The organism is Streptomyces sp. NBC_01390 (assembly GCF_045040105.1).
GTDB lineage: Bacteria > Actinomycetota > Actinomycetes > Streptomycetales > Streptomycetaceae > Streptomyces.
Genome location: NZ_CP109551.1, coordinates 6,728,072 through 6,753,048, shown reverse-complemented (window position 1 = coordinate 6,753,048; position 24,977 = coordinate 6,728,072). Strand labels below are relative to the sequence as shown.

General features: G+C 67.1%; 21 protein-coding genes and 2 rRNA genes. 13 read left to right on the top strand and 10 right to left on the bottom strand.

Going from position 1 to position 24,977, the window contains the following annotated elements:
• Positions 1 to 50 precede the first annotated feature (50 nt).
• Positions 51 to 1,175 (bottom strand): phosphate ABC transporter substrate-binding protein PstS, encoded by a 1,125-nt coding sequence (gene pstS, locus OG241_RS30470; protein ID WP_405819706.1) that lies wholly within the window; start codon positions 1,173 to 1,175, stop codon positions 51 to 53.
• A gap of 406 nt (positions 1,176 to 1,581) precedes the next feature.
• On the opposite strand from pstS, the gene OG241_RS30465 reads away from it, so the two are divergent.
• The 4 genes from OG241_RS30465 to OG241_RS30450 all read left to right on the top strand — a co-directional run bounded on the left by OG241_RS30465 (position 1,582) and on the right by OG241_RS30450 (position 5,006).
• Positions 1,582 to 3,156, top strand: coding sequence for an FAD-binding oxidoreductase (locus OG241_RS30465; protein WP_405819704.1), 1,575 nt, complete (start codon positions 1,582 to 1,584; stop codon positions 3,154 to 3,156).
• Positions 3,157 to 3,216: 60 nt separating this feature from the next.
• Positions 3,217 to 3,819, top strand: a complete 603-nt coding sequence (locus OG241_RS30460; protein WP_405819702.1) for a TetR/AcrR family transcriptional regulator — start codon at positions 3,217 to 3,219, stop codon at positions 3,817 to 3,819.
• Positions 3,820 to 3,921: 102 nt separating this feature from the next.
• Positions 3,922 to 4,323 (top strand): ester cyclase, encoded by a 402-nt coding sequence (locus tag OG241_RS30455; RefSeq protein ID WP_405819700.1) that lies wholly within the window; start codon positions 3,922 to 3,924, stop codon positions 4,321 to 4,323.
• Positions 4,320 to 5,006 (top strand): SDR family NAD(P)-dependent oxidoreductase, encoded by a 687-nt coding sequence (locus OG241_RS30450; RefSeq protein ID WP_405819698.1) that lies wholly within the window; start codon positions 4,320 to 4,322, stop codon positions 5,004 to 5,006. Before OG241_RS30455 ends, OG241_RS30450 begins: the two co-directional genes overlap by 4 nt.
• 72 nt (positions 5,007 to 5,078) lie before the next feature.
• Here OG241_RS30450 and OG241_RS30445 read toward each other — a convergent pair whose 3' ends face one another.
• The 5 genes from OG241_RS30445 to OG241_RS30425 all read right to left on the bottom strand — a co-directional run bounded on the left by OG241_RS30445 (position 5,079) and on the right by OG241_RS30425 (position 9,343).
• Positions 5,079 to 5,795 (bottom strand): phosphatase PAP2 family protein, encoded by a 717-nt coding sequence (locus OG241_RS30445; RefSeq protein ID WP_405826499.1) that lies wholly within the window; start codon positions 5,793 to 5,795, stop codon positions 5,079 to 5,081.
• Positions 5,796 to 6,108: 313 nt separating this feature from the next.
• On the bottom strand, positions 6,109 to 7,116 hold the full coding sequence (locus OG241_RS30440) for an NlpC/P60 family protein (RefSeq protein WP_405826497.1): 1,008 nt from the start codon (positions 7,114 to 7,116) through the stop codon (positions 6,109 to 6,111).
• 87 nt (positions 7,117 to 7,203) lie between these two features.
• The gene (locus tag OG241_RS30435) at positions 7,204 to 7,989 is read right to left on the bottom strand and encodes a trypsin-like serine peptidase (RefSeq protein WP_405819696.1); all 786 of its coding nucleotides are present in this window, start codon (positions 7,987 to 7,989) and stop codon (positions 7,204 to 7,206) included.
• 78 nt (positions 7,990 to 8,067) lie between these two features.
• Positions 8,068 to 8,688: a Uma2 family endonuclease gene (locus tag OG241_RS30430; protein WP_405819694.1), complete on the bottom strand. Its 621-nt coding sequence runs from the start codon at positions 8,686 to 8,688 to the stop codon at positions 8,068 to 8,070.
• A 208-nt stretch (positions 8,689 to 8,896) separates the two neighbouring features.
• Positions 8,897 to 9,343 (bottom strand): ATP-binding protein, encoded by a 447-nt coding sequence (locus OG241_RS30425; RefSeq protein WP_405819692.1) that lies wholly within the window; start codon positions 9,341 to 9,343, stop codon positions 8,897 to 8,899.
• Between the two features lie 191 nt (positions 9,344 to 9,534).
• Here OG241_RS30425 and OG241_RS30420 point away from each other — a divergent pair, with 191 nt between their 5' ends.
• Both OG241_RS30420 and OG241_RS30415 read left to right on the top strand, forming a co-directional pair.
• On the top strand, positions 9,535 to 10,389 hold the full coding sequence (locus tag OG241_RS30420) for a helix-turn-helix domain-containing protein (RefSeq protein ID WP_405819691.1): 855 nt from the start codon (positions 9,535 to 9,537) through the stop codon (positions 10,387 to 10,389).
• 14 nt (positions 10,390 to 10,403) lie between these two features.
• A complete protein-coding gene (locus OG241_RS30415; RefSeq protein WP_405819689.1) occupies positions 10,404 to 10,772 on the top strand; it encodes a DUF397 domain-containing protein in 369 nt (122 codons plus the stop codon).
• Positions 10,773 to 10,779: 7 nt separating this feature from the next.
• Here the strand turns inward: OG241_RS30415 and OG241_RS30410 are convergent, their stop codons facing one another.
• Positions 10,780 to 11,376, bottom strand: coding sequence for a hypothetical protein (locus OG241_RS30410; RefSeq protein WP_405819687.1), 597 nt, complete (start codon positions 11,374 to 11,376; stop codon positions 10,780 to 10,782).
• Between the two features lie 423 nt (positions 11,377 to 11,799).
• On the opposite strand from OG241_RS30410, the gene OG241_RS30405 reads away from it, so the two are divergent.
• The 7 genes from OG241_RS30405 (at position 11,800) to OG241_RS30375 (ending at position 20,913) form a co-directional block, all read left to right on the top strand.
• Positions 11,800 to 13,155 carry a peptidase S8 gene (locus OG241_RS30405; RefSeq protein ID WP_405819685.1) on the top strand — a complete coding sequence of 452 codons (1,356 nt, stop codon included), beginning with the start codon at positions 11,800 to 11,802 and terminating at the stop codon, positions 13,153 to 13,155.
• A gap of 535 nt (positions 13,156 to 13,690) precedes the next feature.
• Entirely contained in the window at positions 13,691 to 13,999 is a 309-nt protein-coding gene (locus OG241_RS30400; protein ID WP_006375688.1) for a hypothetical protein, read from the top strand.
• Positions 14,000 to 14,233: 234 nt separating this feature from the next.
• A complete protein-coding gene (locus OG241_RS30395) occupies positions 14,234 to 15,121 on the top strand; it encodes a hypothetical protein (RefSeq protein ID WP_405819683.1) in 888 nt (295 codons plus the stop codon).
• Positions 15,111 to 16,454, top strand: a complete 1,344-nt coding sequence (locus OG241_RS30390) for a hypothetical protein (RefSeq protein ID WP_405819681.1) — start codon at positions 15,111 to 15,113, stop codon at positions 16,452 to 16,454. The genes OG241_RS30395 and OG241_RS30390 overlap by 11 nt, the downstream gene beginning before the upstream one ends.
• Before the next feature lie 14 nt (positions 16,455 to 16,468).
• Entirely contained in the window at positions 16,469 to 18,010 is a 1,542-nt protein-coding gene (locus OG241_RS30385; protein WP_405826495.1) for an SCO6880 family protein, read from the top strand.
• Between the two features lie 13 nt (positions 18,011 to 18,023).
• Complete coding sequence (locus OG241_RS30380; protein WP_405819680.1) at positions 18,024 to 19,457, top strand: ATP-binding protein; 1,434 nt, start codon at positions 18,024 to 18,026, stop codon at positions 19,455 to 19,457.
• A 4-nt stretch (positions 19,458 to 19,461) separates the two neighbouring features.
• A complete protein-coding gene (locus OG241_RS30375) occupies positions 19,462 to 20,913 on the top strand; it encodes a type IV secretory system conjugative DNA transfer family protein (protein ID WP_405819678.1) in 1,452 nt (483 codons plus the stop codon).
• Here the strand turns inward: OG241_RS30375 and OG241_RS30370 are convergent.
• The 3 genes from OG241_RS30370 to OG241_RS30360 all read right to left on the bottom strand — a co-directional run bounded on the left by OG241_RS30370 (position 20,902) and on the right by OG241_RS30360 (position 24,889).
• The gene (locus OG241_RS30370; RefSeq protein WP_405819676.1) at positions 20,902 to 21,480 is read right to left on the bottom strand and encodes a GNAT family N-acetyltransferase; all 579 of its coding nucleotides are present in this window, start codon (positions 21,478 to 21,480) and stop codon (positions 20,902 to 20,904) included. The genes OG241_RS30375 and OG241_RS30370 overlap by 12 nt on opposite strands.
• A gap of 73 nt (positions 21,481 to 21,553) precedes the next feature.
• A 5S ribosomal RNA gene (gene rrf / locus OG241_RS30365) occupies positions 21,554 to 21,670 on the bottom strand.
• A 96-nt stretch (positions 21,671 to 21,766) separates the two neighbouring features.
• A 23S ribosomal RNA gene (locus tag OG241_RS30360) occupies positions 21,767 to 24,889 on the bottom strand.
• Positions 24,890 to 24,977: the final 88 nt, after the last annotated feature.

The window sequence follows — 24,977 nt, the reverse complement described above, 5'->3', positions numbered from 1 at the left end:
GGTCCCGCCGGCAGCGGATGCCGGCGGCGGAACCCGACCGCACTCTCAGATCAGGCCAGGCTCTCGACGGTGGTCCGAACCTTGGCGATGATCTCGGCGGGGATCGGCGCGTAGTCGATCCCGCTCAGGATTCCCTGGCCCTCTTCGCTGGTGATGTAGCGGAGGAAGGCCTTCGTGGCGGGCAGGGTGTCCGCCTTGTTGCCCTTGTCGCAGGCGATCTCGTACGTGACGAGGGTGATCGGGTACGCGCCCTCGGCCTTGGACGTGTAGTCCAGCTTCAGCGAGAGGTCACTGCCGGTGCCGACGACCTTGGCGGCCGCGATGGCCTTGGTGGCGGAGTCGGAGGACGGCTTGACCGGGGCGCTGGCGCCGGTGTTGATGGCGACCGTCGACAGCTCCTTGGCGTACGACAGCTCCATGTAGCCGATCGCACCCTCGGTCTGCTTGACCTGCGCCGCGATGCCTGAGGAACCGGAGGCCGCCTGGCCGCCCTTCGCCTGCCAGGCCTTGCCGCCCTCGTACTTCCAGTTGTCGGGGGTGGTGGCGATCAGGTACTTGGTGAGGTTGTCCGTGGTGCCGGAGTCCTCGGAGCGGTGGAAGGCCTGGATCTTGGTGCTGGGCAGCTTCGCGCCCGGGTTCAGCGCCTTGATCGCGGCGTCGTCCCAGGTCTTGATCTTGCTGTCGAAGATCTTCGCGAGGGTGGGCGCGTCCAGGACGAGGCTGTCGACACCCGGGAGGTTGTAGGCGAGCGCGATGGCTCCGCCGACCGTCGGGAGGTCGATGCCGGTGCCGCCGGTGCAGACCTGCTTGGAGGCCGTGACCTCGTCGGGCTTCAGCGCCGAGTCGGAACCGGCGAAGGCGACCGTGCCCTGCGTGAACGCGGTGACGCCGGCGCCCGAGCCGCCGCCCTTGTAGTTGATCTGGACGCCGGGGCAGGCGGCCGTGAAGGCCTTGACCCACGCGTCGATCGCGTTCTTCTGCGCGGAGGAGCCGTCGGCCAGCAGCTGACCCTTGGCGTCGTCACACTTGATGGAGCTGGTGCCGGTGGAGGCGCCGCCACTGGCCTTCGTGGAAGTGCCGGTGTCGTCGGAGCCGCACGCCGTGAGGGCCAGGGCGCCGGAGACGGCGAGAGCACCGAGGGTGAGGGCCCGCCGGTTCATGCGCTGAAGCTTCACTGTCTGGTGTTTCCTTCCAGGAGCCGCCGACCTGAATCCGGCGGCGTGCGAGGTCGCGAAGTATGGGTGGTGCCGGGGCGCCCGAGAGGGCACACGCAGCACCGGTAAGGCCGAAAGTAGGCAGATCAGGTGAAGCCACCTACGGGCGCGGGTGAACGGCGGGTGAACCCCTGCGGTCGGTGCGGTGAGGTCACGGAATGCTCACGGGGAGAACACGTGTATGTCCCGACCCGGGGATAGGCCCCGGGCGATCGGATTCTGCTGTAGAGGCCCGATCCCATCCTTCCCTTCCGCCGGTGAACGCGCCCGCCGAGGGAACCCATGTTCCATGGATCTCGTCTCGTTCAACGGGATCCCTCGCGGGCTCATCCGGGGGACAGCGAAAACCGTGACACCGAGGAGCACCATGCAGCGGCGTGCGTTCATGGGAGGCGGCGTGGCCGCCCTGGCGGCGATGACGACGGCGGCGTGCACGGGCTCGAAGGGAAGCGCCGGCTCGCAGGGGAGCGCGGAGGACATGTCCACCACCACGTCCCGCGGAACGACCTCCCTCTCGGCGACGAGCGCCTCGGCCCCGGCCAACTGGACGGCTCTCGGCCGCGACCTCGACGGCCCGCTCATCCGCCCCGGGGACGGCTCCTGGGCGACGGCCCGCCAGCTCTACAACACCCGCTTCGACGGCCTCAAGCCGGCCGCGGTGGCGTACGTGGCCCACGCGGACGACATCCGTACGGCCCTCTCCTACGCCCGCGCCCACTCGGTCCCCGTGGCGATCCGCAACGGCGGCCACTCGTACGCCGGCTGGTCCTCGGGCAACGGCCGCCTGATCGTCGACGTGTCGAAGCTGAACCGCGTCCGCACGGGCGGCGGCACAGCGGTGGTGGGAGCGGGCTCGAAACTGATCGACGTCTACCGCGCCCTGGCGGCGAAGGGCGTCACGATCCCGGCGGGCTCGTGCCCGACGGTGGGGGTGTCGGGCCTGACCCTGGGCGGCGGCCACGGCGTGGTGTCCCGGGCGTACGGCCTGACCTGCGACAGCCTCACCCAGGCCACGCTGATCACGGCGGACGGCCGCGAGCTGACGGCGAACGCCACCACGAACAAGGACCTGTTCTGGGCCCTGCGCGGCGCGGGCAACGGCAACTTCGGCATCGTCACGGAACTCCACTTCCGCACCCACCCGGCGCCGCAGGCGGTGGCGGCGTACATGGCCTGGCCGTGGCGGAAGGCGGCGGCCGTGCTGAAGGCCTGGCAGGAGTGGGGCCCGACGCAACCGGACGAGATCTGGTCGTCCCTGCACGTGGCGAACACGGTCGGCGGCACCCCCACGATCTCCATCTCGGCGTTCTCCCTGGGCACGTACGGGGAGCTGCAGAACGCGGTGGACCGCCTGGCGGACAGGATCGGCTCGCCGGCGAGCAGCGTCTCGCTCAAGCGCCGCTCGTACGAGGAGGCGATGGAGGTGTACGCGGGCTGCTCGTCCTTCGCGACGGACGCCCAGTGCCACCTGCCGGGCCGCACCCCGGGCCGCTCCCCGCAGGGCGCCCTCGGCAGGGAAACGTACGCGGCCCGCTCGGACTTCTACGACCGCTCGCTGTCCGCCGCCGGGATCCAGACCCTTCTCTCCAGGATCACCTCGGTCCAGGGCGGCACGGGCAGCATCGCGTTCACGGCACTCGGGGGCGCGGTGAACCGGGTCTCGCCCACGGCGACGGCGTTCGTCCACCGGCGCAGCAGGATGCTGGCCCAGTACATCGTGTCCTGGCGCGCGGGCACGACGGGCAGCACGGCCCAGTCCTGGCTGAACTCGGCCCACCGGGCGATGGCCCCCTACGCCTCGGGCGCCGCCTACCAGAACTACACGGACCCGACCCTGACCAACTGGCGCAAGGCGTACTACGGCGACGCGGCGACGCGCCTCCAGCAGCTCAAGCACCAGTACGACCCCACTCGGGTGTTCACGTTCCCGCAGGCGCTGTAGCCGGCGGGCACCCCTGACTGTTCTGGATTATCAAATACAAAACCTGGTAGCGTGGTCCCCATGGGTAGGCCACGATGCTTCGACGAGACCGCGGTGCTCGACGCGGCGGCGGCTCAGTTCCGGGTGCACGGCTTCGCCAACACCTCGACCGAGCAGCTCTGCGAGGCGGCGGGGGTGCGGCGCAGCAGTCTGTACAACGCGTTCACCTCGAAGGACGAGCTGTTCGTGCGCGCACTGGAGCGATACGTGGCCGCGTACCGCGAGTGCCGGGTACAACTGCTCACCGACGTCCGGCTCAGCGGAGCCGAGCGGCTTCGCGCCCTGATGGAGAGTGTCGCCGAGGAGGAGCAGGCGGCACGCGAGCAGGGGCACGCGGCCGGATGCATGGTCGTAAACAGCTTGATGAGCCCGGACCTGCGCGAGCGGGACGAGCGCGTGACCCGCATCCTCGACCAGGACCTGCGCGAACACCTGGGCCTGCTTGAGGACGCGATCCGGGCCGGGCGCCTCGACGGCAGCATCCGGGCGGATGCCGACCCGCACGACGGTGCCCTGCTGGTGACGACGGTCATCTCGGGGCTGCGCGTGACGGCCCAGGCCGGGATCGAGTCCGGGCTGCTGCGGCAGATCGCGCTCAACGGCCTGCACTCCCTGCTGAACTGAGACCGGGCGACCCGGCCGCAGGGGTATCCACCCACAGGGGTGCCCACCTGCCTTGATTTTGGACTCTAAAATACAGAACACAGGAAGGTGATGACCCATCCGATGTCCGACAGCGATCTTCGCGCGTTCTACCTCCGCTACATCGAGGCGCTCAACGCCCACGAGTTCGACGGTATGGACGAGTTCATCGACGACCGGACCACGCTGAACGGCGAGCCGGCCACCCGGGACGACCTCATCGCCGTGCAGAAGCACGACGTGGACGCGGTTCCGGACCTCCACTGGGAGCTCAAGGAACTGCTCTTCGACGGTGACCGCCTGGCCGCGCGCCTGGTCAACACCGGCACCCCGGTGAAGGAGTGGCTGGGCGTGGAACCCACCGGCGTCCAGTTCGAGATCGACGAGTACGCCATCTACCAGGTCCGCGACGGGCGGTTCGTGCACATGACGGCCCTGCACGACGCGGGCGAACTGCTCCGTCAACTATCGAGGGGAAACGCATGACCGTCACACTGATCACCGGAGCCAACAAGGGCATCGGCTTCGAGACGGCCCGACAGCTTCTGGAGCTGGGCCACGTTGTCTACGTCGGCGCGCGTGACGTCGAGCGGGGCGAAAAGGCGGCGGCGGAACTCGGCGCGCGATTCGTGCAGCTCGATGTGACCGACGACGCCTCGGTGAACAGCGCCCTGGCGACGATAGGTTCGGCCGCGGGCCGGCTCGACGTCCTGGTGCACAACGCGGGCGTCCTCGGGGACGGAGACATCGACGGTCCGAAGGCTCTGCGGGTCTTCGACACCAACGCGGTGGGAATCGTGCGCGTCACGGAGGCGGCACTGCCGCTGCTGCGCAAGTCCTCGAACCCCACGGTGGTCACCGTTTCGAGCAGCGCCGGGTCGTTCTGGGCGGTGAACAACCCCGAGCGAGTGGAGTCCCAACTGCCGCTCGCGCTCTACTCCGCGTCCAAGGCGGCGGCCACCATGCTGACGATCCAGTACGCCAAGTCGCAGCCGGGCATCAAGTTCAACGCGCTCGAGCCCGGCCCCACGGCCACCGACATGACCGCGGCCTTCGGAATCGGACGATCCCCGGAAGACAGCGCCAGAGTTGTCGTACGACTGGCGACTCTCGGCGCGGACGGCCCGACGGGAACCTTCCAGGACGAAAACGGGGACCTGGCCTGGTGAGCACACAGGCCCGTTAGCGCCCTCCCGGGAACGGGCCAGGTACGGCAACCGGGCGGGGAACCGCGCCGCCCGTTACGCCGCCAGGTCCCGTTCCTCGGTCTCCGCCCCCCGGGCTCCCGGAACCACAGCCCCCGACGCCTTGGAACCGGCGCCCTCGGAGCCCGCTCCCCGAGCCCGGATCAGCACCCGGCCCCAACTGGAGCCCTCAACAGCCCGGGTGACCGGAGTGAGCAGCGCCATGGCCGGCGGTGACAGCAGCAACGCGACCGCCGTACCGAGCGCGAACCCACCCACCACGTCCGTCGGGTAGTGCACGCCCATGTACACCCGGCAGAACCCCTCCACCAGCGCGAGCCCTATCCCCACGAGCCCGAACTTCCGGTTGGCGACGAACAGCCCGACCCCCATCGCCATGGTGATCGTCGCGTGATCGCTGACGAACGAGTAGTCGGTCTTCCCGGAGACGAGTACCTCGAGCCCCTGATGATCGAGAAAAGGACGAGGCCGCTCCACGAACCCCCGTATCGGAATGTTCACGAGTACGGCGATCCCCGCGGCGAGCGGCGCCCAGACCAACGCGGCCACGGACACGGCCGCATCGTCCCCGCCCCGCCGCCGCACACCCCACCAGCAGCACAGCACGACCAGAACCATGGCCGCCAACAGCCCGTACTCGCCCACGACCTCGACGACCCGGTCGAACCACCGGGGCGCGTCCTTGGCGAGACCATTGATGTCGTAGAGCAGGTCGACGTCGGGGTTCGACCCGGTTTCGGCGAGACCAGCCATGGTGCTGCGGCCCTTCGTCGTCATTTCCAGAGCGCACTGGTTTCCGTGCGCCGCTCCTGCTCACCCCGTGGCGTAGGGACTCACGCACCGCCCTCACCTGACACGTGCCACAGACCGCTGACCCCGGACCACAGACACGACACAAGCAACAAAAGCAGCAAACCCGACGCCCGATCCGGCCGCCGACGAATCCACTACAGGAACAGGAACGCACGCTCTCCGTTTATACGTTCCACTCTCCACCGAATGATCACGCAGACGTTATCGAAGAGAGATGCGTTCTTGCAGCTCAGGGGAGGGTTTCACGCTGCGCTCAAACCGCCGTCGGCAACGCTTTCGCGCCATCTTCGGTGACCCGGGTCGCCCCGAAGTAATCGGCACTGTCGATCGGATCGAACCGGATGACGGCACCGGTACGGGGCGCGTCAAGCATGTAACCGCCACCCACATAAATCCCCACATGCCGGATGGCCCGCGAGTTGGTGAGATCGTCGGAGAAGAAGACGAGGTCGCCCGGCAGCAGTTCCTCCCGGGAGGGATGCGGCCCGGCGTTGTACTGGTCGTTCGCCACCCTCGGCAACTCGATGCCCACGGACGCGTACGCGGCCTGGGTGAGCCCGGAGCAGTCGAAGCGTCCTTGCTGCTCAGCGGTACCGGTGCCACCCCAGAGGTAGGGCGTGCCCAGCTTCCCCTGGGCGTAGGTGATGGCCCCGGCCGCCTGCCTGGAGGGGTCGACGCGGCCCACAGGCGCGGCAAAGCTGGCCTGCAGCGTGGTGATGGTCTTCACATAGTTCTGGGTCTCCGAATACGGCGGTACGCCCCCGTATTTGATGACGGCGTACGCTCCCGCGTTGTAGGCGGCGAGCATGTTGTGCGTCGGGTCCCCGGGCGCGTCCTTCACGTACGAGGCGAGCTCACAGTCGTACGACGCGGCCGACGGAATCGCGTCATTCGGGTCCCACACGTCGCGGTCGCCGTCACCGTCGCCGTCGATTCCGTGCGAGGCCCAGGTTCCGGGGATGAATTGCGCTATCCCTTCCGCCGTTGCCGGACTCTTCGCGTTCGGATTGAATCCGCTCTCCTGGTACAGCTGGGCGGCGAGCAGGGCGGGATTGATGGCGGGGCACAGATTGCCCCACTTCTGCACGAGCGCCGAATACGCGGCCGGCACAGCCCCCTTGGCGAGCGCGACGCTCCCGCTCCCGACCCCACCGGCGACGGTCCCGGCGACAAGGTAGACGCCCACGACGAGCAGCATCACGAAGCTGAGGGTGCCTCCGACGGCGACGCTCACCACGATCCATGCCTTACGCACCGTCAACCGCCCCTCACCGCCTGGGAGTACGCCCACGTCAGTGTAGAGGGGCTACCCGCACCGAGCAGTGATCATGACGAAACGCGCCACACCTCACCCAGAACCGGCGGAACCGGAGAAGGCGGTCGCCTCCCGGTACAAGGCGGCAGCCGCACCCCCGAGCACAGCGCTGTAGGACACGTCATCGGTGGCCCCACCCTGCTCGAACCCCCCGAGCACCCCCACCACCTCCCCCTCCTTGTCCACCCAGGGACTCCCACTCGTACCGTCGGTGAAGGCGGGGCACTCTATGCGCTGCTGCGTACGACTGTGCGCGGTGGGCCGGTTGGTACAGCTGAGGGGCGCCTCCCGCACGTTGGGATACCCGGTGACGACGACGGTCGCGGCCCCGGTGGGCCGCCCCGTGACAAGGACGTTCGCCCCCACCACGTCCTCCAGCTCCCGCCCGCCCCGCGAACCGACGACGGCGAACGCGAAGTCGCTGTCCTCGTCGGACCGATCGCTCCAGGCCCTGGGCACGAAGGTCTTCGCAACCCGCCACAGCCCGTACGGCGCCCGGCCGTCCCGATACCCGGGCGCGAACACGACGTCGGTGTCCCCGTCGCCGCTGAGACAGTGCGCGGCGGTGAGAATCACGTCCCGCCCCCCACTGCGCACCACGGACGCCGTACAGAAGTGCCCGCCCTCCAGGTCCCCGTCGAACAACGCCCCCACCCGAGCACTACGCGGCGCCGCAGCCCGAGCCGCGACGACAGCACCGAGATGCCGCGGGACGGCATGTCCGGGGGCCGCACCGGAGACGGAGGTGACGGCGAGCAGCGCGACGACGGAAAGCAGCGCGTGCCGCCGGTTGCCAAGGGGACGAGTGGGGCGCTTCATCAGGGGCAACTGTGACGCGCGAACACAAGAACGGGTACGGCTCCTGGCTGAGAATTTCCCGTGAACCCGTAAGAAGCCTCATCCCGCGGACCTGCGTGGGGAACGTGGAGCCGCGCCGTACACGGGAAAGCCGTCCGTCACGATCTCGATGCCGAACGGCGCGGGCAACGGCACGGACTCCCCGAACTTGCCCGGCAGCACGTCACGGTAGGCACCGTTGTCCGGGTGGGTGTGCAAGGCCCAGGTGCCCTTCCTGGGGTCGATGACAAGGAGAACGGGAACACGGGCGACGGCATACCAGTCGGCCTTGTCCCTGATGTCCCGGGACTTCTCGGACTGGGAGATGACCTCGACGGCCAGTGCGGCATCCCCGGCGTCGGCCAGCCAGTCGTCGTCTTCCTCCCATTCGACGGGCAGCGCGATCAGGTCCGGCGTCGCGTAGTCGTCCGGATCCTCGGGCAGGGCGATCGAGGACACCTCGTACACATCGAGACCGTCAGGCAGAGCAACCGCCTCAAGCTGCCGACGCAACTGCTTGACCACACCCGCGTGTTTCCCACGCGGAGTAGGGGACATCACGAGCTTTCCTCCCAGGATCTGCACCCGCAGACCCGTCGCGTCCTCGATCTTCTCGGCGATCTCGCGCAGATGCCCCGGCCGGGGTCGTGGGTACATCCAGGCACCGGGCGCTACGGACATGGCTCGCTGCCTCCGTTCCTCCGCCTCCATGGCCGGACGAGCGGGGTCGGTGGGAGGCCCGACGTCCCGCTCGGCGTCGAATCCACCGTACTGTGCGGCCCCTTCCCCCGCCTCGCCCTCAAGGCCCGTCCGTGTACACGAGGCCCCCTTGCGCCGCTGTCCGACCTGCGTCATCCCGCCCCCTCCATCACAGTCCGAGCACTTGCAATCACTCTAGGTCACCCCACTGACACTCGGCCCACAGCAGCTTCCCGCCCTTCGACGCCCCCAACTCCCGCAGCACGGAGACACCCAACGCGTCCGCGCAGGCCCGTACGAGATGAAGCCCCCGGCCGCATTCGCCGTCCACCGGGGGGACGGCGTCAAGGGCGCCGCCGGCCCCGAACCCGGGCGGAACCCGCGGATCGGTGTCCCACACGGCGACCCGGACCCGCCCCGGCCCACCGAGTCGAAGGATGCGCAGGGCGTACGGCCCCTCGGTGTGCTGGTGAGCGTTGGTGAGCAGCTCGGACGCGACCAGCTCGGCGGCGGGAATGGCTTCGGCGAAGCCTCGGGCGGCCAGAACGGTCCGCACGGTCGCGCGGCCGATACCCGGTGAGCGTGGATCGCGCGGGAGTTGAAGGGTGTAGTTCCAGGGCGGGGTTACGGTGACCATCGGAAGTCTCCGATCACTGAGGGGAGTTGGACGGTTGCCCAGTGACTTCGTCGCTCCGTCGAGCGGTGTGCTTCTGGGTGGGGGCGCCTGGAACCACGATAACGAGCTACGGATATATTCTTCACCCAAACCAGGGGATACTAAAGGCAATCACCCGTGTGGGTGACGGCAGCACTCAGGGAGAGACGGGAATGCCCGTGAGGAACAGCCCGACGGGACGTCAACTCCGGCTCGGCGCCGAGCTGCGCAAACTGCGCGAGCGCGCAGGCCTGACGTCAACGCAGGCCGCACAACTGCTCGGCATGAAGCAGGCACAGGTCAGCAACATGGAAACCGCGCGACTGGGCGTCAGCGCCGACCGTGTACGCACACTGGCCGACCACTACTCCTGCCCGGACAAGACCCTCGTCGACGCGATCGCGGCAATGACCGGCGACCGGAAGCGCGGTTGGTGGGAGGAGCACCGCGACACACTTGCCCCCGCACTCCTGGATCTGGCCGAACTGGAGCACCACGCCAGGTCGTTGCGAGACTCCACCACCGCTCGCATCCCCGGCCTGCTCCAGACGCGCGAGTACGCACTGGAGATCTTCCGCCAGGCGGTCACGGAACTCCCGCCGCCCGACATCGAGCACCGCCTGTCGTTCCGCATCAAGCGCCAGGCGATCCTCTTCCGCGAAGACGAACCGACACCGTACGAAGCGATCGTCCACGAGGCGGCTCTACGCATGAAGGTGGGCGGTTCCACGGTCATCCGGCAGCAGTTGCAACACCTGCTGGACATGAGCGACCGAGACCACATCACTCTGCGCGCCATCACCTTCGACGTCGGCGCCTACCCGGGGTCCGGACAGTCGATCCACTACGCACACGGCCCGGTACCGGAGCTGGACACCGTCTATCTCGACCAGGCGCACGGCCTCGCCTTCCTCGACGCCGAGGCGGAGTTGCGTAACTACCGAACACTGTTCGACCGTATTGAGGCCATCGCACTCGCCCCGGAGAAGACCCGGGACCTCATCCACAGCGTGATGCGAGACCTGTGAAGGGACGGACCCCCATGACCCCGCACTGGCAGAAGTCGTCGTACTGCTCGGAGGGCGCCTCCTGCATACACATCGCCACCACCCCCAACCTCACTCCCCGAACAATCCACCTCAAAGAATCCGGCGATCCCAGCGGAGCCATACTCACCACCACCCCCGCCGCCTTCCACACCCTCCTCACCACCCTGAAGGCCGGCACACCCCCGCAAAACACAACTACCCCCCAAATCGAAGTCACCCTCGGCGGATCCCCGGACACCCCCGACACCCCCGTCCACCTCCGCTCAACCACCGCCCCCGAAACGGTCGTCACCACCGACCGGGAAAACTGGAACGCCTTCGTCCTGGGCGTACGGGCAGGCGAGTTCGACCACTTCGTCTGAGGCGCGCCTACGGCCCATCCCCCTCCAGCTCCTCCCACACCCGCGCCCAGGTACGGCTGTCCAGGCTGTCGAGCGGGCCGATACGGGAGAGCTCGCCCCCGTCCCGCCCGACAGCCACGACGACCGGCCGCCACCCACGCCGGAACTGGGGCCCCTTCCACACAGCGACAACCCTGCGCCGCTCGGACACGTCGTACCGCCGGTCGCCGACCAGGACATGGCCGACATCCCGCCCCAGGTACAGCCGGAGACAACCGATCCACGGAGCCGTTTCGAAGGAGCGCGGCGGGTCGAGCCGACGGGTGAGGCTGAGCGACCCCGAGCCGCCGCGAACCTCGATCACGTCGACCTCGGCGTCGGCCGGATCGTTCACGGAAGAACTGGCGCCCCCCAGGGACCGCCACTGCCCGTCGTACCACTCCAGGAACTCGATGTACTCCCGCGGCGCGGACTCCCGTGCGGCCCCCGGACGCCACACCATCCACACCGCCCCCACCCCGGCGTCCGGGTCCACATCGGCCGACACCACCGTCAGCACCCGCCCCGGCAACCACCACGGTTGCGGCTCGCCCCCGCCCAGCACCCGCCGCACAACCCCCGGCAACAGACGCACCACTAGCCCCGACTGAACCCCTGTCAAACCCCAAACCACCCGACACACCCCCAATAAGCCCAGCACACCCCTATGCACGCCCCCACCTACGCCCACCCGCCGCTGTGCGCACCCCTACACACAGCCGTGCACACAGCCGTGCACACAGCCGTGCACAAGCTGTGGACGACCTGTGCCGAAGGTCAAGCCACCCCCTCCCCCCACCCATCACCGCGTCAGTGATCGGTAACCCAGCAACCCCCTTCAGTCACGCGGAAGTCAGGATTCCGCAACCTGTCTTGTTGTCACGTACTCAACAAGCGATGGTCATCGCGGGCCGCCAACCCGCCGCCGGGGAAACCGCACCGGCGGCAAGCAACCCCCCACGTCACCACCCGCACCGCCCCTGCCAACCCCCTAACAGGAGGCTGTACGTTGCGTACGTCACCCCCCAGCAGCCAGTCCACGCACGGCAGATGGCGCCGCATAGGCACCGCCGCCGTAGCCACGGCCGCGCTCGCTCTCGCTGGACTCGGCACCGCGGCCCAAGCCGGCGCCGCCACCCCCACACCCCTCAAGGTCACCGCCAAAACCATCGCCGCGCAGGTCGCCAAGGCCCACGTGAGCTACACCAGCCAGTGTGACGCGACCCCGGCGAAGGGCTTCGCGTCCTGTAACGCGCTGCGCGTCACCGGCGGCACCACCGCCTTCCAGGAGGAACAGGCCGCGAAGAAGGGCGTCGCCCCCGCGACCATCAAGCCCAACGCGACCGCCGCCACCCCCACCGGCTACGGCCCCAGCAACATCCAGTCCGCCTACGGACTGACCTCCGCCGCCGCCTCCAACGGCGCCGGCGAGACGATCGCGATCGTCGACGCGTACGACGACCCGAACGCGGCGGCCGACCTCGCGGCGTACCGGTCGTACTACGGCCTCTCCGCCTGCACCGTCGCCAACGGCTGCTTCAAGAAGGTCAGCCAGAGCGGCTCCACGACCTCCCTCCCCGCCGCCGACAGCGGCTGGGCCGGTGAGATCTCGCTCGACCTCGACATGGCCAGCGCCACCTGCCCGAACTGCAACATCCTGCTCGTCGAGGCCACCTCCGCCACGATGGCCAACCTCGGCACGGCCGTGAACCGCGCGGTCACCCTGGGCGCGAAGTTCGTCTCGAACAGCTACGGCGGCTCGGAGTCGTCCTCCGACACCAGCTACGACACCTCGTACTTCAACCACCCCGGCGTCGCCATCACGGTCAGCGCGGGCGACGCGGACTACGGCGCCGAGTACCCGGCGGCCTCCAAGTACGTCACCTCCGTCGGCGGCACCAAGCTGTCCACCGCCTCCAACACCCGCGGCTGGACCGAGACGGTGTGGAAGACCAGCAGCACCGAGGGCACCGGCTCCGGCTGCTCCGCGTACGACGCGAAGCCGACCTGGCAGACCGACGCCACCTGCACCAAGCGCATGATCTCCGACGTCTCCGCCGTCGCCGACCCCGCGACCGGCGTCTCGGTCTACGACACCTACGGCGAGTCCGGCTGGGTCACCTACGGCGGCACCAGCGCCTCCTCGCCGATCATCGCGGGCGTCTACGCCCTCGCCGGCACCCCGTCGAGCAGCTCCTACCCGGCCTCGTTCCCCTACACGAAGGCCGGAACCTCGGCCCTCAACGACGTCACGTCGGGCAACAACGGCACCTGCACCACGAGCTACTACTGCACCGCCGGAACCGGCTACGACGGCCCGACCGGCCTGGGCACCCCTGCAGGCCTGACCGCCTTCACCGGCTGAACCGACGTCACCAACGTCACCGACTGACCTGGACCCACCAGATCCAGCCAATACGTAACTCATCACACAAGCGCCACCGGAGGTCGTGGGGATCACCGGCGGGCACTGGGGAACGGGCCGCGGCTACCAGCCGCGGCCCGTCGCCATGTCCGGAACCGGGATAACCTGCACCTGGCGGCCGCGCCCGGAAACGTCGGACGGACCGTCAGAAACGCTTCATGACCGCTTCATCACCGCGTCATGAGCGCTTAGGTGGCCAACGACGGAACCACACCTCAGGTTTCGCCCACACCTCATTGCCCGGCGTAACCTGTCGTGATACACAGAGTGACCATACGATCCGTTCAACCCCTCGCACACGTCCCGCGCTCCCCCTTTAGGGTGCCGCGCGGGTCGACGGCAAGGTATTCGTACGAAACCCGCCAATGAATGACCGCAAGTCGACATCCGACAGCGTCATTGTCGGCGAGAATGGACCTGACCTCTGCACTGCGGCAGGGGCGCGCGGAACTACCCGACAGGGGCGGTGACTTACATGTGGCTTGCGGCCGAGAAGGGCGACATCAACACCATCATCGGCGGGATCGCTCCGGACTGGGGCCCCTTCGGCAGTCTGGGCACCGAGGCGAAGACGATGGTCCAGGTCGTGATGGCCGTGGCCATCCTGATGTGCCTGGGTATCGCGATCTGGGGTGCGGCCAAGCAGCGTATCGGCGCCACGGCCCTGCGTGACACCTTCAGCGCGGAACAGGGCAAGGGCCTCATCGTCGCGGGCCTGACGGGCGTGTTCATCATCGGCTCGCTCGGCACTCTCTTCACCATCGTGTACGGCATGGCCGTGTAGCCGGCGGCTCCCCGCGCGTGGCGCATCTCATCAGTCGGACCGCCGGGCGCGCTCGGTTCTTCCCTCCACCATCCACCCACCCGTCGTGCCCACCGACTGAGGTTGCGTCTCCCTGATGCCGAGTCATAACACCGCGCCCGCGCGGGGACCAGCACGGCTACCGTCGTACTGTCACGCGTACCCGTACGCGTGGATTCGACACGAGTCCGGCACGAGTTCGAGGGGGCGGGCGCAATGAGCCTTGGTGACAGCCAGAGCAACGGCGACTCCACGCGCCCGGACGACGGCGGATACGGCGGCACCGGCCAGACCCGGACCCGCTACCACGACCAGGGAAACGGCGGCGTCTACGGCGGCGCACGGCGCACCAGGTCGTCACGGGGCACGGTGACAGCGGTCGGTGTGGTCGTCCTCCTCATCGCGGCGATCGCCTTCGCCAACCGCGGCGGAGACGACTCCGGCAAGTCCGACACCGCTTCCACGGCGGGCAGCGGCTCCGGCAGCACCAGCGGCAGCGCCGGCCAACCCGACACGTCCGCCACCGCGGCCTCCGGCGAACAGCCGGTCACCAAGAAGGCGGCGAACATCCCCGCCGGGTTCGCCCACAACCGCCAGGGCGTCCAGTCCGCGGCGGCGAACTACGCGGTCTCCCTCGGCTCCGCCGGCATGTTCCGCAAGGACAGCCGGAACGCGATCGTCGACGCCCTCTTCACCACCGAGGCCGCCGCCAAACTCAAGGCCCCCCTGGACAAGGCCTACTCCGCGAACCTCCTCACCAGACTCGGCCTCGACGCGGCCGGCAACGCCCCCGAGGGCAGCACGTTCGTCTCGCGCGTGACCCCGGTCGGCACCAAGACCGTGGCGTACGGCGGCGCCACCGCGACCGTCGAGGTCTGGTACGTCGGGCTGAGCGGCATCGCCGGCGACAAGTCCACGAACCCGGTCACCTCGTCCTGGAACACCTGGACCTACGACATGAGCTGGTCGGACGGCGACTGGAAGATCGTCTCCTACTCGGAGAAGGACGGCCCCAACCCCGTCCCCGGCGACGACCGGGCCTCCGCCTCCGACGAGATCAGCAAGGCCATCGACGAGTACGGAGGGTTCACCTATGCCAGGTAAAACGCCAGCTGGGCCCAACCTCGTACTCAAGATCGCCGGAGCGCTGACAGCCGTACAGACGACGGCCGTACTCCTGGCCTCCCAGGCGTACGCGGCCCCGACACCGTCCCCCACGGCCTCCCCGTCGGCCTCGGCGACGGCCGGCAATCCGGACTGCACCCTCCTGCCCGACCAGGCGAAGGAGGTCTGCGAGGGCGCGAAGAGCACCGGTGGCACGGGGAGCGTCAACCCCACCGCCACCCTCGACCCCCTCTCCTCCCTCGCCAAGGGCTGCGCCGACGCCGCCTCCTGGACGGTCGACAAGCTCAGCGAGGCAGTGAAGGCGACCGCGACCGTCGACTTCACCAACACCAAGTTCCTCCAGCAGTACGCGGTCGTCTTCGCCGCGTCGACCGTCCTGACCCTGGTGCTGTGGCTGCTCGCGGTCGCCAAGCGGGCCATGCGAGGCGTCCCCCTCACCACGGCCATCTCCGAGGCGATCGGCTTCCTCTGGCTGACCGTCCTGGCCTCCGCCTTCACGCCTCTCATCCTCTACACCGTCGTCTCGGCGACCGACGGCGTCACCGAGGTCCTCGCGAGCGCGACCGGAGACCAGACCGACACGTTCTTCGGCACCTTCTCCGGCGCCCTGAACAAGGGCGAGGACATCGGCGGCGGCCCGATCATGCTGATCGTGGTGTCCATGGTGTCGATCCTCGCTGCCGGCATCCTCTGGCTGGAACTAGTCATCCGGGCCGCCCTGCTGTACGTCGGCGCCCTGCTGGGCACGGTCGTCTACGCGGGCCTGGTCGACAAGAACCTCTGGGGGCACGTCCGCCGCTGGGCCGGCATCATGATCGCGGTCATCATGGTCAAACCGGTGATCGCGATCGTCCTCGGCCTGGCCGGCGCACTGTCGACGAACGACGGCCCGGACGCCTTCTCGGCGGTCGTCTCCGGCCTCTCGATCATCCTGCTCGCCATCTTCGCCAGCGCGATGATCTACCGCTTCGTCCCCGGCTTCGGCGACGAGATCGCGCACTCCCGCAACAACCGCATCATGCAGGGCGCCGAAGGCAAGGCCGCCGCAGTCATCAGCTCCCCGGCGACCCTCGTCGCCCAGGGCATCAAGACCCACAGCAGCCGCGCGGACAACAACGGGGGCGGTGGAGGCGGCGGCCAGTCGTCCTCCGCACCGCGCCCCGCCAACCCCGCGTCCGGCGGCGTGGCCGCGCACAGCTCGCGGCCCTCGGGCGGCGGCGGATCTGTCCCCTCCGCCGCACCCCCGCCGCGCAGCAGCCCGCACGGCGGCAACAGCAACCGATCCAACCGCCCTGGAGGTGACGGGCGTTGACGGCCGATTCCCAGATGGCCCATGTGATCTCGCCCCGCCGTACGTATCTCATCGGCCGCGCCCGGCCGAACGCGATCGTCGGCCGAAACCGCGAGTCCGGCGAGATCGCGCTCATCATCGTGGGCGCCTTCCTCGGCATGGTGTGCGGCCTGGTCGTACCCGTTCTGGCCCTGCGCATCGTGCTGCTCACCGGCTTCCCGATGCTGGCACTGGCGGTGGTGTACGTCCCGTACAAGCGCCGCACGTTCTACAAGTGGTTCGAGATCAACCGCAGTTACAAGCGCTCGCTCCGCCAGGGCACCGCCTACCGCAGTTCCGTCATGGAGGCCGGCACCCAGATCGACGGCCGTGAGGTCGAGATCGGCCCGCCCCCGGGCATCGGCCGCATCAACTGGCTCGCGGCCCCGTTCGGCCCGGACGAGATCGCCGTACTCCTGCACGCGGACCGCCGTACGGTGACGGCGGCGATCGAGATCGAGGGCCCCGGCGTCGGCCTGCGCGACAGCGAGGACCAGGAGGCCCTCGTCGACCGCTTCGGCACGCTCCTCAAGCACGTGGCGAACGGCGACGGCTTCGTCACCCGCCTCCAGATGCTCGCCCGCACCCTCCCCGCCGACCCGGACGCCCACGCCAAGGACGTGGCCGTCCGAGGCGACGAGAAGTCACCGCCGTGGCTGCAGCACTCGTACGACCAGCTCCAGTCCATGGTGTCGACGAGCAGCGAGCAGCACCGCGCGTACCTCGTCGCCTGTATGCACTTCACCCGTGAACTGGCCGCCGAGGCCCACACGATGGCCCGCGCGGCCCGCCCCCAGGGCGGCAGGAAGGTCGACCGCGACGCGGGCCTGGCTGTCGTGATGGCCCGTGAACTGACGGACATCTGCTCCCGCCTCCAGGAGGCGGACATCCGCGTCCGCCAGCCCCTCGGCCAAGGCCGGCTGGCCTCCCTCATCCACTCCATGTACGACCCGGACCACCCGATCGACCACCTCCAGGCGATGACGAAGCGGAACGCCTGGCCGGCCGAGCTGGACGCGATGGAGCCGACGTACCTCCAGGCGAAGACCCGCGAGTCGTCGACGCGCGCCCCCTGGTGCCACTCCACGGCCTGGGTGAAGGAGTGGCCGATGACCCCGGTCGGCGTCAACTTCCTCGCCCCGCTCCTCGTCCACACCCCCGACGTCATCCGCACGGTGGCCGTCACGATGGACCTCGAACCCACCGAGGTAGCCATCGAACGCATGCTCACCGAAAAGACGAACGACGACGCGGAGGCGAGTCGGGCCGCCAAGATGAACCGTACGGTCGACCCCCGCGACATCGCCTCCCACAACCGTCTCGACCAGCGCGGCGAGGACCTGGCGAGCGGCGCGGCCGGCGTGAACCTGGTCGGCTACATCACCGTCTCCTCCCGCTCACCCGAGGCCCTGGCGCGCGACAAGCGCACGATAAGGGCGTCGGCCGGCAAGTCGTACCTGAAGCTGGAGTGGTGCGACAGAGAGCACCACCGAGCGTTCGTCAACACACTCCCGTTCGCCACCGGAATCCGAAGGTAGGGCTGATGCGCTGATGCGGGACCCGCTGACCGCCCTCACCGACACCTTCACGTCCTTCCTCTTCGGCAAGGTCGAGACGACCCGCCTCCCCGTCCGCACCTCCACGGGCCAGGCCCAGGCCGTCTACCTCCCCACCGCCGCCCCCGGCCTCGGCGACTCCGGCGTCATCATCGGCCGCGAGGTGTACTCCGGGAAGGGCTACATCTACGACCCCTTCCAGCTGTACGGCCAGCAACTCCCCGCCCCGCACTGGCTGGTGCTCGGCGAGTCCGGCAACGGCAAGTCAGCGCTGGAGAAGACGTACGTCCTACGTCAACTCCGCTTCCGGGACCGCCAGGTGGTCGTCCTGGACGCGCAGGGCGAGGACGGCGTCGGCGAATGGAACCTCATCGCGGAGGAGTTGGGGATAACCCCCATCCGCCTGGACCCCATGGCCGCGCTGGACATGGGCATCCGCCTCAACCCCCTCGACCCCGCCATCACCACCACGGGCCAACTCGCCCTGCTCCGCACGATCATCGAGGTGGCGATGGGCCACGGCCTGGACGAACGCTCCGGCTTCGCCCTCAAGGTCGCGCACGCCTACGTCAACGAGACGATCCTCGACCGCCAGCCGGTCCTCACGGACATCGTCGAGCAACTCCGCCACCCCGAACCGGAGTCGGCCGAGGCGATGAACGTCGCCATAGACGACGTACGAGCCTGGGGCCTGGACGTCGCCCTGGTCATCGACCGCCTGGTCGACGGTGACCTGCGCGGCATGTTCGACGGCCCGACGACGGTGGGCATCGACCTCGACGCCCCGCTCATCGTCTTCGACCTGTCCCACATCGACCGCAACTCCATCGCCATGCCGATCCTGATGGCGATCATCGGCGTATGGCTGGAGCACACCTGGATCCGCCCCGACCGGAAGAAGCGCATCTTCCTGGTCGAGGAGGCCTGGCACATCATCAGCAGCCCGTTCGTCGCCCAGCTCTTCCAGCGCCTGCTGAAGTTCGGCCGCCGCCTCGGCCTGTCCTTCGTAGCCGTCGTCCACCACCTGTCCGACGTCGTGGACGGAGCAGCGGCAAAGGAAGCCGCCGCGATCCTCAAAATGGCCTCGACACGAACGATCTACGCCCAGAAAGCCGACGAGGCCCGGGCAACCGGCCGCGTCATCGGCCTACCTCGCTGGGCGGTGGAGATCATCCCGACTCTCACCCCAGGCATCGCGGTCTGGGACGTCAACGGCAACGTCCAGGTCGTCAAACACCTCGTCACGGAGACGGAACGCGCCCTCGTCTTCACCGACCGGGCGATGACGGAATCGTCCCGCGACCGCGACCTCCAGCTGACCGACGACGCCCTGAGAGCCGCGGAACTGGAGGCCGAGGAACGCGCGGCGGCCTTCGTCGAGCAACACCTCAGCGACCTCGACGACTCCTCCGAGTCCACGGTGGCGTGACGCGATGAGACCGGAGGAACGGCGTCAGGCCGAACGCGGCGTCTCCGACGGCCTGTTGGTCGGCCTGATCGGGTTCCTCCTCGGCCTGACGGTACTGGTCTGGTCGGCAACAGGCCTCGCGAGCCTGCTCTCCCACGGCGCCTGGCCACAGGGGGTCACGTTCACCCGTACCCCGGAGGCACTCCGCCACCTCATCACGGAGCCACAGGACGTCCCGGGCGCCTGGCCGACGGCACCGGCGGGCCAACTCTCCGGGTGGGGCCTGTTCTGGGGCCTGTTCATCGGCCAGCTGATGATCCTGTGCGTACTGACAATCTTCGTGGTGGGCACCCTGGCCCGCTGGAAGGCGGTACGGGCAGCGAGAAAGACCACCACGAGACCCGAGCACGAGGTCCCCGTACAGCGCACGGAGCCGACCCCACAGCCCCACGAGGAACCACCCCCACCGGACCTCACGAAGAACTCTCCGCCGGCACCCACGGAAATGCTGCCGACGGCTCCCATTGCGACGGACAGCAAACGGGTGGGTGGGTGGGAAACAATCTTTTTCGGCACCCCAGACACCCGCACACCCCCCGCAACCCAAGCCATCCAGTCCGCAGAGGGCCCCGCCCTGATCCTCACCTCCAACCCCACCCTCTGGCAGGAGACAAAGGACGCCCGAGCCAAACTCGGCCCGATCCTCCTCTACGACCCCACCCACCTCTGCGACACCCCCGCCCGCCTCCACTGGCCCCCCACCACAGGCTGCGAGGACAAACCCACCGCAGCCGCAAGAGCAGCCGCCCTCCTCACCCCGGTCCGCCCCACCGCAAAGATCGACCGGACAACGGCAGAAACCGCGGAGACACTCCTCCGCAGCTACCTCCACGCCGCCGCCATAGACGCCCGCACGATCCGCCACGTACACCGCTGGGCGCAGGGCACCAACGTCCAGGAAGCCGTACGCATCCTCCGTACGAACCCCAAGGCGGCCCCCGGCGCGGCCGGCGAACTCGAAGCGGCCCTCACCGCGCACCCCGAACGCCGCGACATCGCCCAGGAGTTGACGAGCCGGGCCCTCGCCGCGCTCTCGACGGTGAACATCCGCGAGGCATGCACGGCGAACCGAAGTGATGCCCTCGTGCTGGATTCCTTCATCTCGGAAGGGGGCACGCTTTATGTGGTCGGTGAACCGATCGAGGACCCCAGGACAAACCCGGGCGCGATGCCCCTCCTGACCGCACTGGCCGCAAGCGTGGTCGAGCGCGGCCGGCGCATGGCCGAACGGTCATCCTCCGGTCGCCTCGACCCACCAATGACCCTCGTCCTGGACGACGTCGCGGCGGTCGCACCCCTTCCCCAACTCCCGGACCTGCTCACCACGGGAGCAGCCCACGGCATGCCGACTCTGGCCCTGCTCCGGTCAAGAGAACAACTCCGGGCCCGCTGGCCCCATCACGACCTACGGGTGTGACTGTGCCTCCCGCTCCAACACGAACTCCAGCTCCACCTGGGACTCGGAGCCATCGGAGCCCCCGTTCAACGACACGGTGACCCCACTGGGTACGAACCCCACGCGCCGATAGAACCGCTGCGCCCGCGCGTTGTCCTGATGCACGAGCAACCGCACCCGCTCAACGTCCGCGGCCTCCCAGGCCCACTCCAGAGCGGCGTCGAAGAGCACATCGGTGAGCCCGCACCCGCGATGTTCGGGGAGCATGAACACCGCGACAATGTGCCCCTGCCGCCGCTCAACGGCCAACCCGGCCCAGTCGGCTGTCCCAGGCTCCTCGACAAACACCACAAGGCTCCCGACCCACTCCCCGTCGGGCCCCTCGGCAATGATCTGCTGAGCACCGGTCGCACCCTCGGCACCTCGCTGTGCCCGCTCCTGCCAGAAGGAGTCAGGCCGGCCCACGGCCTCTTCGTACGTCTCCAAGAAGGCAAGATGTGCGACGGGATCCTGTAGCGCGACCAGCCGAAGCTCCTTGGCGGCACGCCACTCGTCGGCCCGCACGGACCTGATCACAAAGCTGCTCATAGGGATCACGGTAGTACCCCCCGGAAAACAGAAAACCCCCGCACTCGAAAGTGCGGGGGTTTTCGTAATATTTGTTCGGCGGTGTCCTACTCTCCCACAGGGTCCCCCCTGCAGTACCATCGGCGCTGTGAGGCTTAGCTTCCGGGTTCGGAATGTAACCGGGCGTTTCCCTCACGCTATGACCACCGAAACACGGTGAAACACATATCAACCGCACCACCCCCCATAACCAACGGGGGTGGGGTTGTTCGTGGTTTCAGAACCAACACAGTGGACGCGAGCAACTGAGGACAAGCCCTCGGCCTATTAGTACCAGTCACCTCCACCCGTTACCGGGCTTCCAGATCTGGCCTATCAACCCAGTCGTCTACTGGGAGCCTTAACCCATCTAGTGGGTGGGAACACTCATCTCGAAGCAGGCTTCCCGCTTAGATGCTTTCAGCGGTTATCCCTCCCGAACGTAGCCAACCAGCCATGCCCTTGGCAGGACAACTGGCACACCAGAGGTTCGTCCGTCCCGGTCCTCTCGTACTAGGGACAGCCCTTCTCAATGTTCCTGCGCGCGCAGCGGATAGGGACCGAACTGTCTCACGACGTTCTAAACCCAGCTCGCGTACCGCTTTAATGGGCGAACAGCCCAACCCTTGGGACCGACTCCAGCCCCAGGATGCGACGAGCCGACATCGAGGTGCCAAACCATCCCGTCGATATGGACTCTTGGGGAAGATCAGCCTGTTATCCCCGGGGTACCTTTTATCCGTTGAGCGACGGCGCTTCCACAAGCCACCGCCGGATCACTAGTCCCGACTTTCGTCCCTGCTCGACCCGTCGGTCTCACAGTCAAGCTCCCTTGTGCACTTACACTCAACACCTGATTGCCAACCAGGCTGAGGGAACCTTTGGGCGCCTCCGTTACTCTTTAGGAGGCAACCGCCCCAGTTAAACTACCCATCAGACACTGTCCCTGATCCGGATCACGGACCCAGGTTAGACATCCAGCACGACCAGACTGGTATTTCAACGACGACTCCACAGACACTGGCGTGCCCACTTCACAGTCTCCCAGCTATCCTACACAAGCCGAACCGAACACCAATATCAAACTATAGTAAAGGTCCCGGGGTCTTTCCGTCCTGCTGCGCGAAACGAGCATCTTTACTCGTAGTGCAATTTCACCGGGCCTATGGTTGAGACAGTCGAGAAGTCGTTACGCCATTCGTGCAGGTCGGAACTTACCCGACAAGGAATTTCGCTACCTTAGGATGGTTATAGTTACCACCGCCGTTTACTGGCGCTTAAGTTCTCAGCTTCGCCACACCGAAATGTGACTAACCGGTCCCCTTAACGTTCCAGCACCGGGCAGGCGTCAGTCCGTATACATCGCCTTACGGCTTCGCACGGACCTGTGTTTTTAGTAAACAGTCGCTTCTCGCTGGTCTCTGCGGCCACCCCCAGCTCGGAAAGCAAGTTTCCTCACCGGTGATGGCCCCCCTTCTCCCGAAGTTACGGGGGCATTTTGCCGAGTTCCTTAACCATAGTTCACCCGAACGCCTCGGTATTCTCTACCTGACCACCTGAGTCGGTTTAGGGTACGGGCCGCCATGAAACTCGCTAGAGGCTTTTCTCGACAGCATAGGATCATCCACTTCACCACAATCGGCTCGGCATCAGGTCTCAGACTATGTGGTGTGCGGATTTGCCTACACACCGTCCTACACCCTTACCCCGGGACAACCACCGCCCGGGATGGACTACCTTCCTGCGTCACCCCATCACTCACCTACTGCAGGTCTGGTCCGTCGGCTCCACCACTCCCCCTTGCCCGAAGGCTCCGGGGCGGCTTCACGGACTTAGCATCGCCTGGTTCAATGTTTGACGCTTCACAGCGGGTACCGGAATATCAACCGGTTATCCATCGACTACGCCTGTCGGCCTCGCCTTAGGTCCCGACTTACCCTGGGCAGATCAGCTTGACCCAGGAACCCTTAGTCAATCGGCGCACACGTTTCCCACGTGTGTATCGCTACTCATGCCTGCATTCTCACTCGTGAACCGTCCACCACTAGCTTCCGCTGCAGCTTCACCCGGCACACGACGCTCCCCTACCCATCCCAGCAGGCGTTGGCCCTATTGCTGGAATGACACGACTTCGGCGGTACGCTTGAGCCCCGCTACATTGTCGGCGCGGAATCACTAGACCAGTGAGCTATTACGCACTCTTTCAAGGGTGGCTGCTTCTAAGCCAACCTCCTGGTTGTCTGTGCGACTCCACATCCTTTCCCACTTAGCGTACGCTTAGGGGCCTTAGTCGATGCTCTGGGCTGTTTCCCTCTCGACCATGGAGCTTATCCCCCACAGTCTCACTGCCGTGCTCTCACTTACCGGCATTCGGAGTTTGGCTAAGGTCAGTAACCCGGTAGGGCCCATCGCCTATCCAGTGCTCTACCTCCGGCAAGAAACACACGACGCTGCACCTAAATGCATTTCGGGGAGAACCAGCTATCACGGAGTTTGATTGGCCTTTCACCCCTAACCACAGGTCATCCCCCAGGTTTTCAACCCTGGTGGGTTCGGTCCTCCACGAAGTCTTACCTCCGCTTCAACCTGCCCATGGCTAGATCACTCCGCTTCGGGTCTTGAGCGCGCTACTGAATCGCCCTATTCGGACTCGCTTTCGCTACGGCTTCCCCACACGGGTTAACCTCGCAACACACCGCAAACTCGCAGGCTCATTCTTCAAAAGGCACGCAGTCACGACGCATTGAGTAAACTCAATGCGCGACGCTCCCACGGCTTGTAGGCACACGGTTTCAGGTACTATTTCACTCCGCTCCCGCGGTACTTTTCACCATTCCCTCACGGTACTATCCGCTATCGGTCACCAGGGAATATTTAGGCTTAACGGGTGGTCCCGCCAGATTCACACGGGATTTCTCGGGCCCCGTGCTACTTGGGTGTCTCTCAAACGAGCCGTTGATGTTTCGACTACGGGGGTCTTACCCTCTACGCCGGACCTTTCGCATGTCCTTCGCCTACACCAACGGTTTCTGACTCGCCTCACAGCCGGCAGACTGTGAAAGAGAGATCCCACAACCCCGCACACGCAACCCCTGCCGGGTCTCACACGTATACGGTTTGGCCTCATCCGGTTTCGCTCGCCACTACTCCCGGAATCACGGTTGTTTTCTCTTCCTGCGGGTACTGAGATGTTTCACTTCCCCGCGTTCCCTCCACACACCCTATGTGTTCAGATGTGGGTGACAGCCCATGACGACTGCCGGGTTTCCCCATTCGGAAACCCCCGGATCAAAGCCTGGTTGACGACTCCCCGGGGACTATCGTGGCCTCCCACGTCCTTCATCGGTTCCTGGTGCCAAGGCATCCACCGTGCGCCCTTAAAAACTTGGCCACAGATGCTCGCGTCCACTGTGCAGTTCTCAAACAACGACCAACCACCCACCACCCCACCCACACGGGCGAGTTCACTGGGGCCGGCA

Bases quoted from the DNA above. Each gene is read 5' to 3' on its own strand.
- OG241_RS30465 (WP_405819704.1), top strand. From the start codon at position 1,582: ATGCAGCGGCGTGCGTTCATGGGAGGCGGCGTGGCCGCCCTGGCGGCG.
- OG241_RS30460 (WP_405819702.1), top strand. From the start codon at position 3,217: ATGGGTAGGCCACGATGCTTCGACGAGACCGCGGTGCTCGACGCGGCG.
- OG241_RS30455 (WP_405819700.1), top strand. From the start codon at position 3,922: ATGTCCGACAGCGATCTTCGCGCGTTCTACCTCCGCTACATCGAGGCG.
- OG241_RS30450 (WP_405819698.1), top strand. From the start codon at position 4,320: ATGACCGTCACACTGATCACCGGAGCCAACAAGGGCATCGGCTTCGAG.
- OG241_RS30445 (WP_405826499.1), bottom strand. From the start codon at position 5,795: ATGGCTGGTCTCGCCGAAACCGGGTCGAACCCCGACGTCGACCTGCTC.
- OG241_RS30435 (WP_405819696.1), bottom strand. From the start codon at position 7,989: ATGAAGCGCCCCACTCGTCCCCTTGGCAACCGGCGGCACGCGCTGCTT.
- OG241_RS30430 (WP_405819694.1), bottom strand. From the start codon at position 8,688: ATGTCCGTAGCGCCCGGTGCCTGGATGTACCCACGACCCCGGCCGGGG.
- OG241_RS30425 (WP_405819692.1), bottom strand. From the start codon at position 9,343: ATGGTCACCGTAACCCCGCCCTGGAACTACACCCTTCAACTCCCGCGC.
- OG241_RS30420 (WP_405819691.1), top strand. From the start codon at position 9,535: ATGCCCGTGAGGAACAGCCCGACGGGACGTCAACTCCGGCTCGGCGCC.
- OG241_RS30415 (WP_405819689.1), top strand. From the start codon at position 10,404: ATGACCCCGCACTGGCAGAAGTCGTCGTACTGCTCGGAGGGCGCCTCC.
- OG241_RS30400 (WP_006375688.1), top strand. From the start codon at position 13,691: ATGTGGCTTGCGGCCGAGAAGGGCGACATCAACACCATCATCGGCGGG.
- OG241_RS30395 (WP_405819683.1), top strand. From the start codon at position 14,234: ATGAGCCTTGGTGACAGCCAGAGCAACGGCGACTCCACGCGCCCGGAC.
- OG241_RS30390 (WP_405819681.1), top strand. From the start codon at position 15,111: ATGCCAGGTAAAACGCCAGCTGGGCCCAACCTCGTACTCAAGATCGCC.
- OG241_RS30385 (WP_405826495.1), top strand. From the start codon at position 16,469: ATGGCCCATGTGATCTCGCCCCGCCGTACGTATCTCATCGGCCGCGCC.
- OG241_RS30380 (WP_405819680.1), top strand. From the start codon at position 18,024: ATGCGGGACCCGCTGACCGCCCTCACCGACACCTTCACGTCCTTCCTC.
- OG241_RS30375 (WP_405819678.1), top strand. From the start codon at position 19,462: ATGAGACCGGAGGAACGGCGTCAGGCCGAACGCGGCGTCTCCGACGGC.
- OG241_RS30370 (WP_405819676.1), bottom strand. From the start codon at position 21,480: ATGAGCAGCTTTGTGATCAGGTCCGTGCGGGCCGACGAGTGGCGTGCC.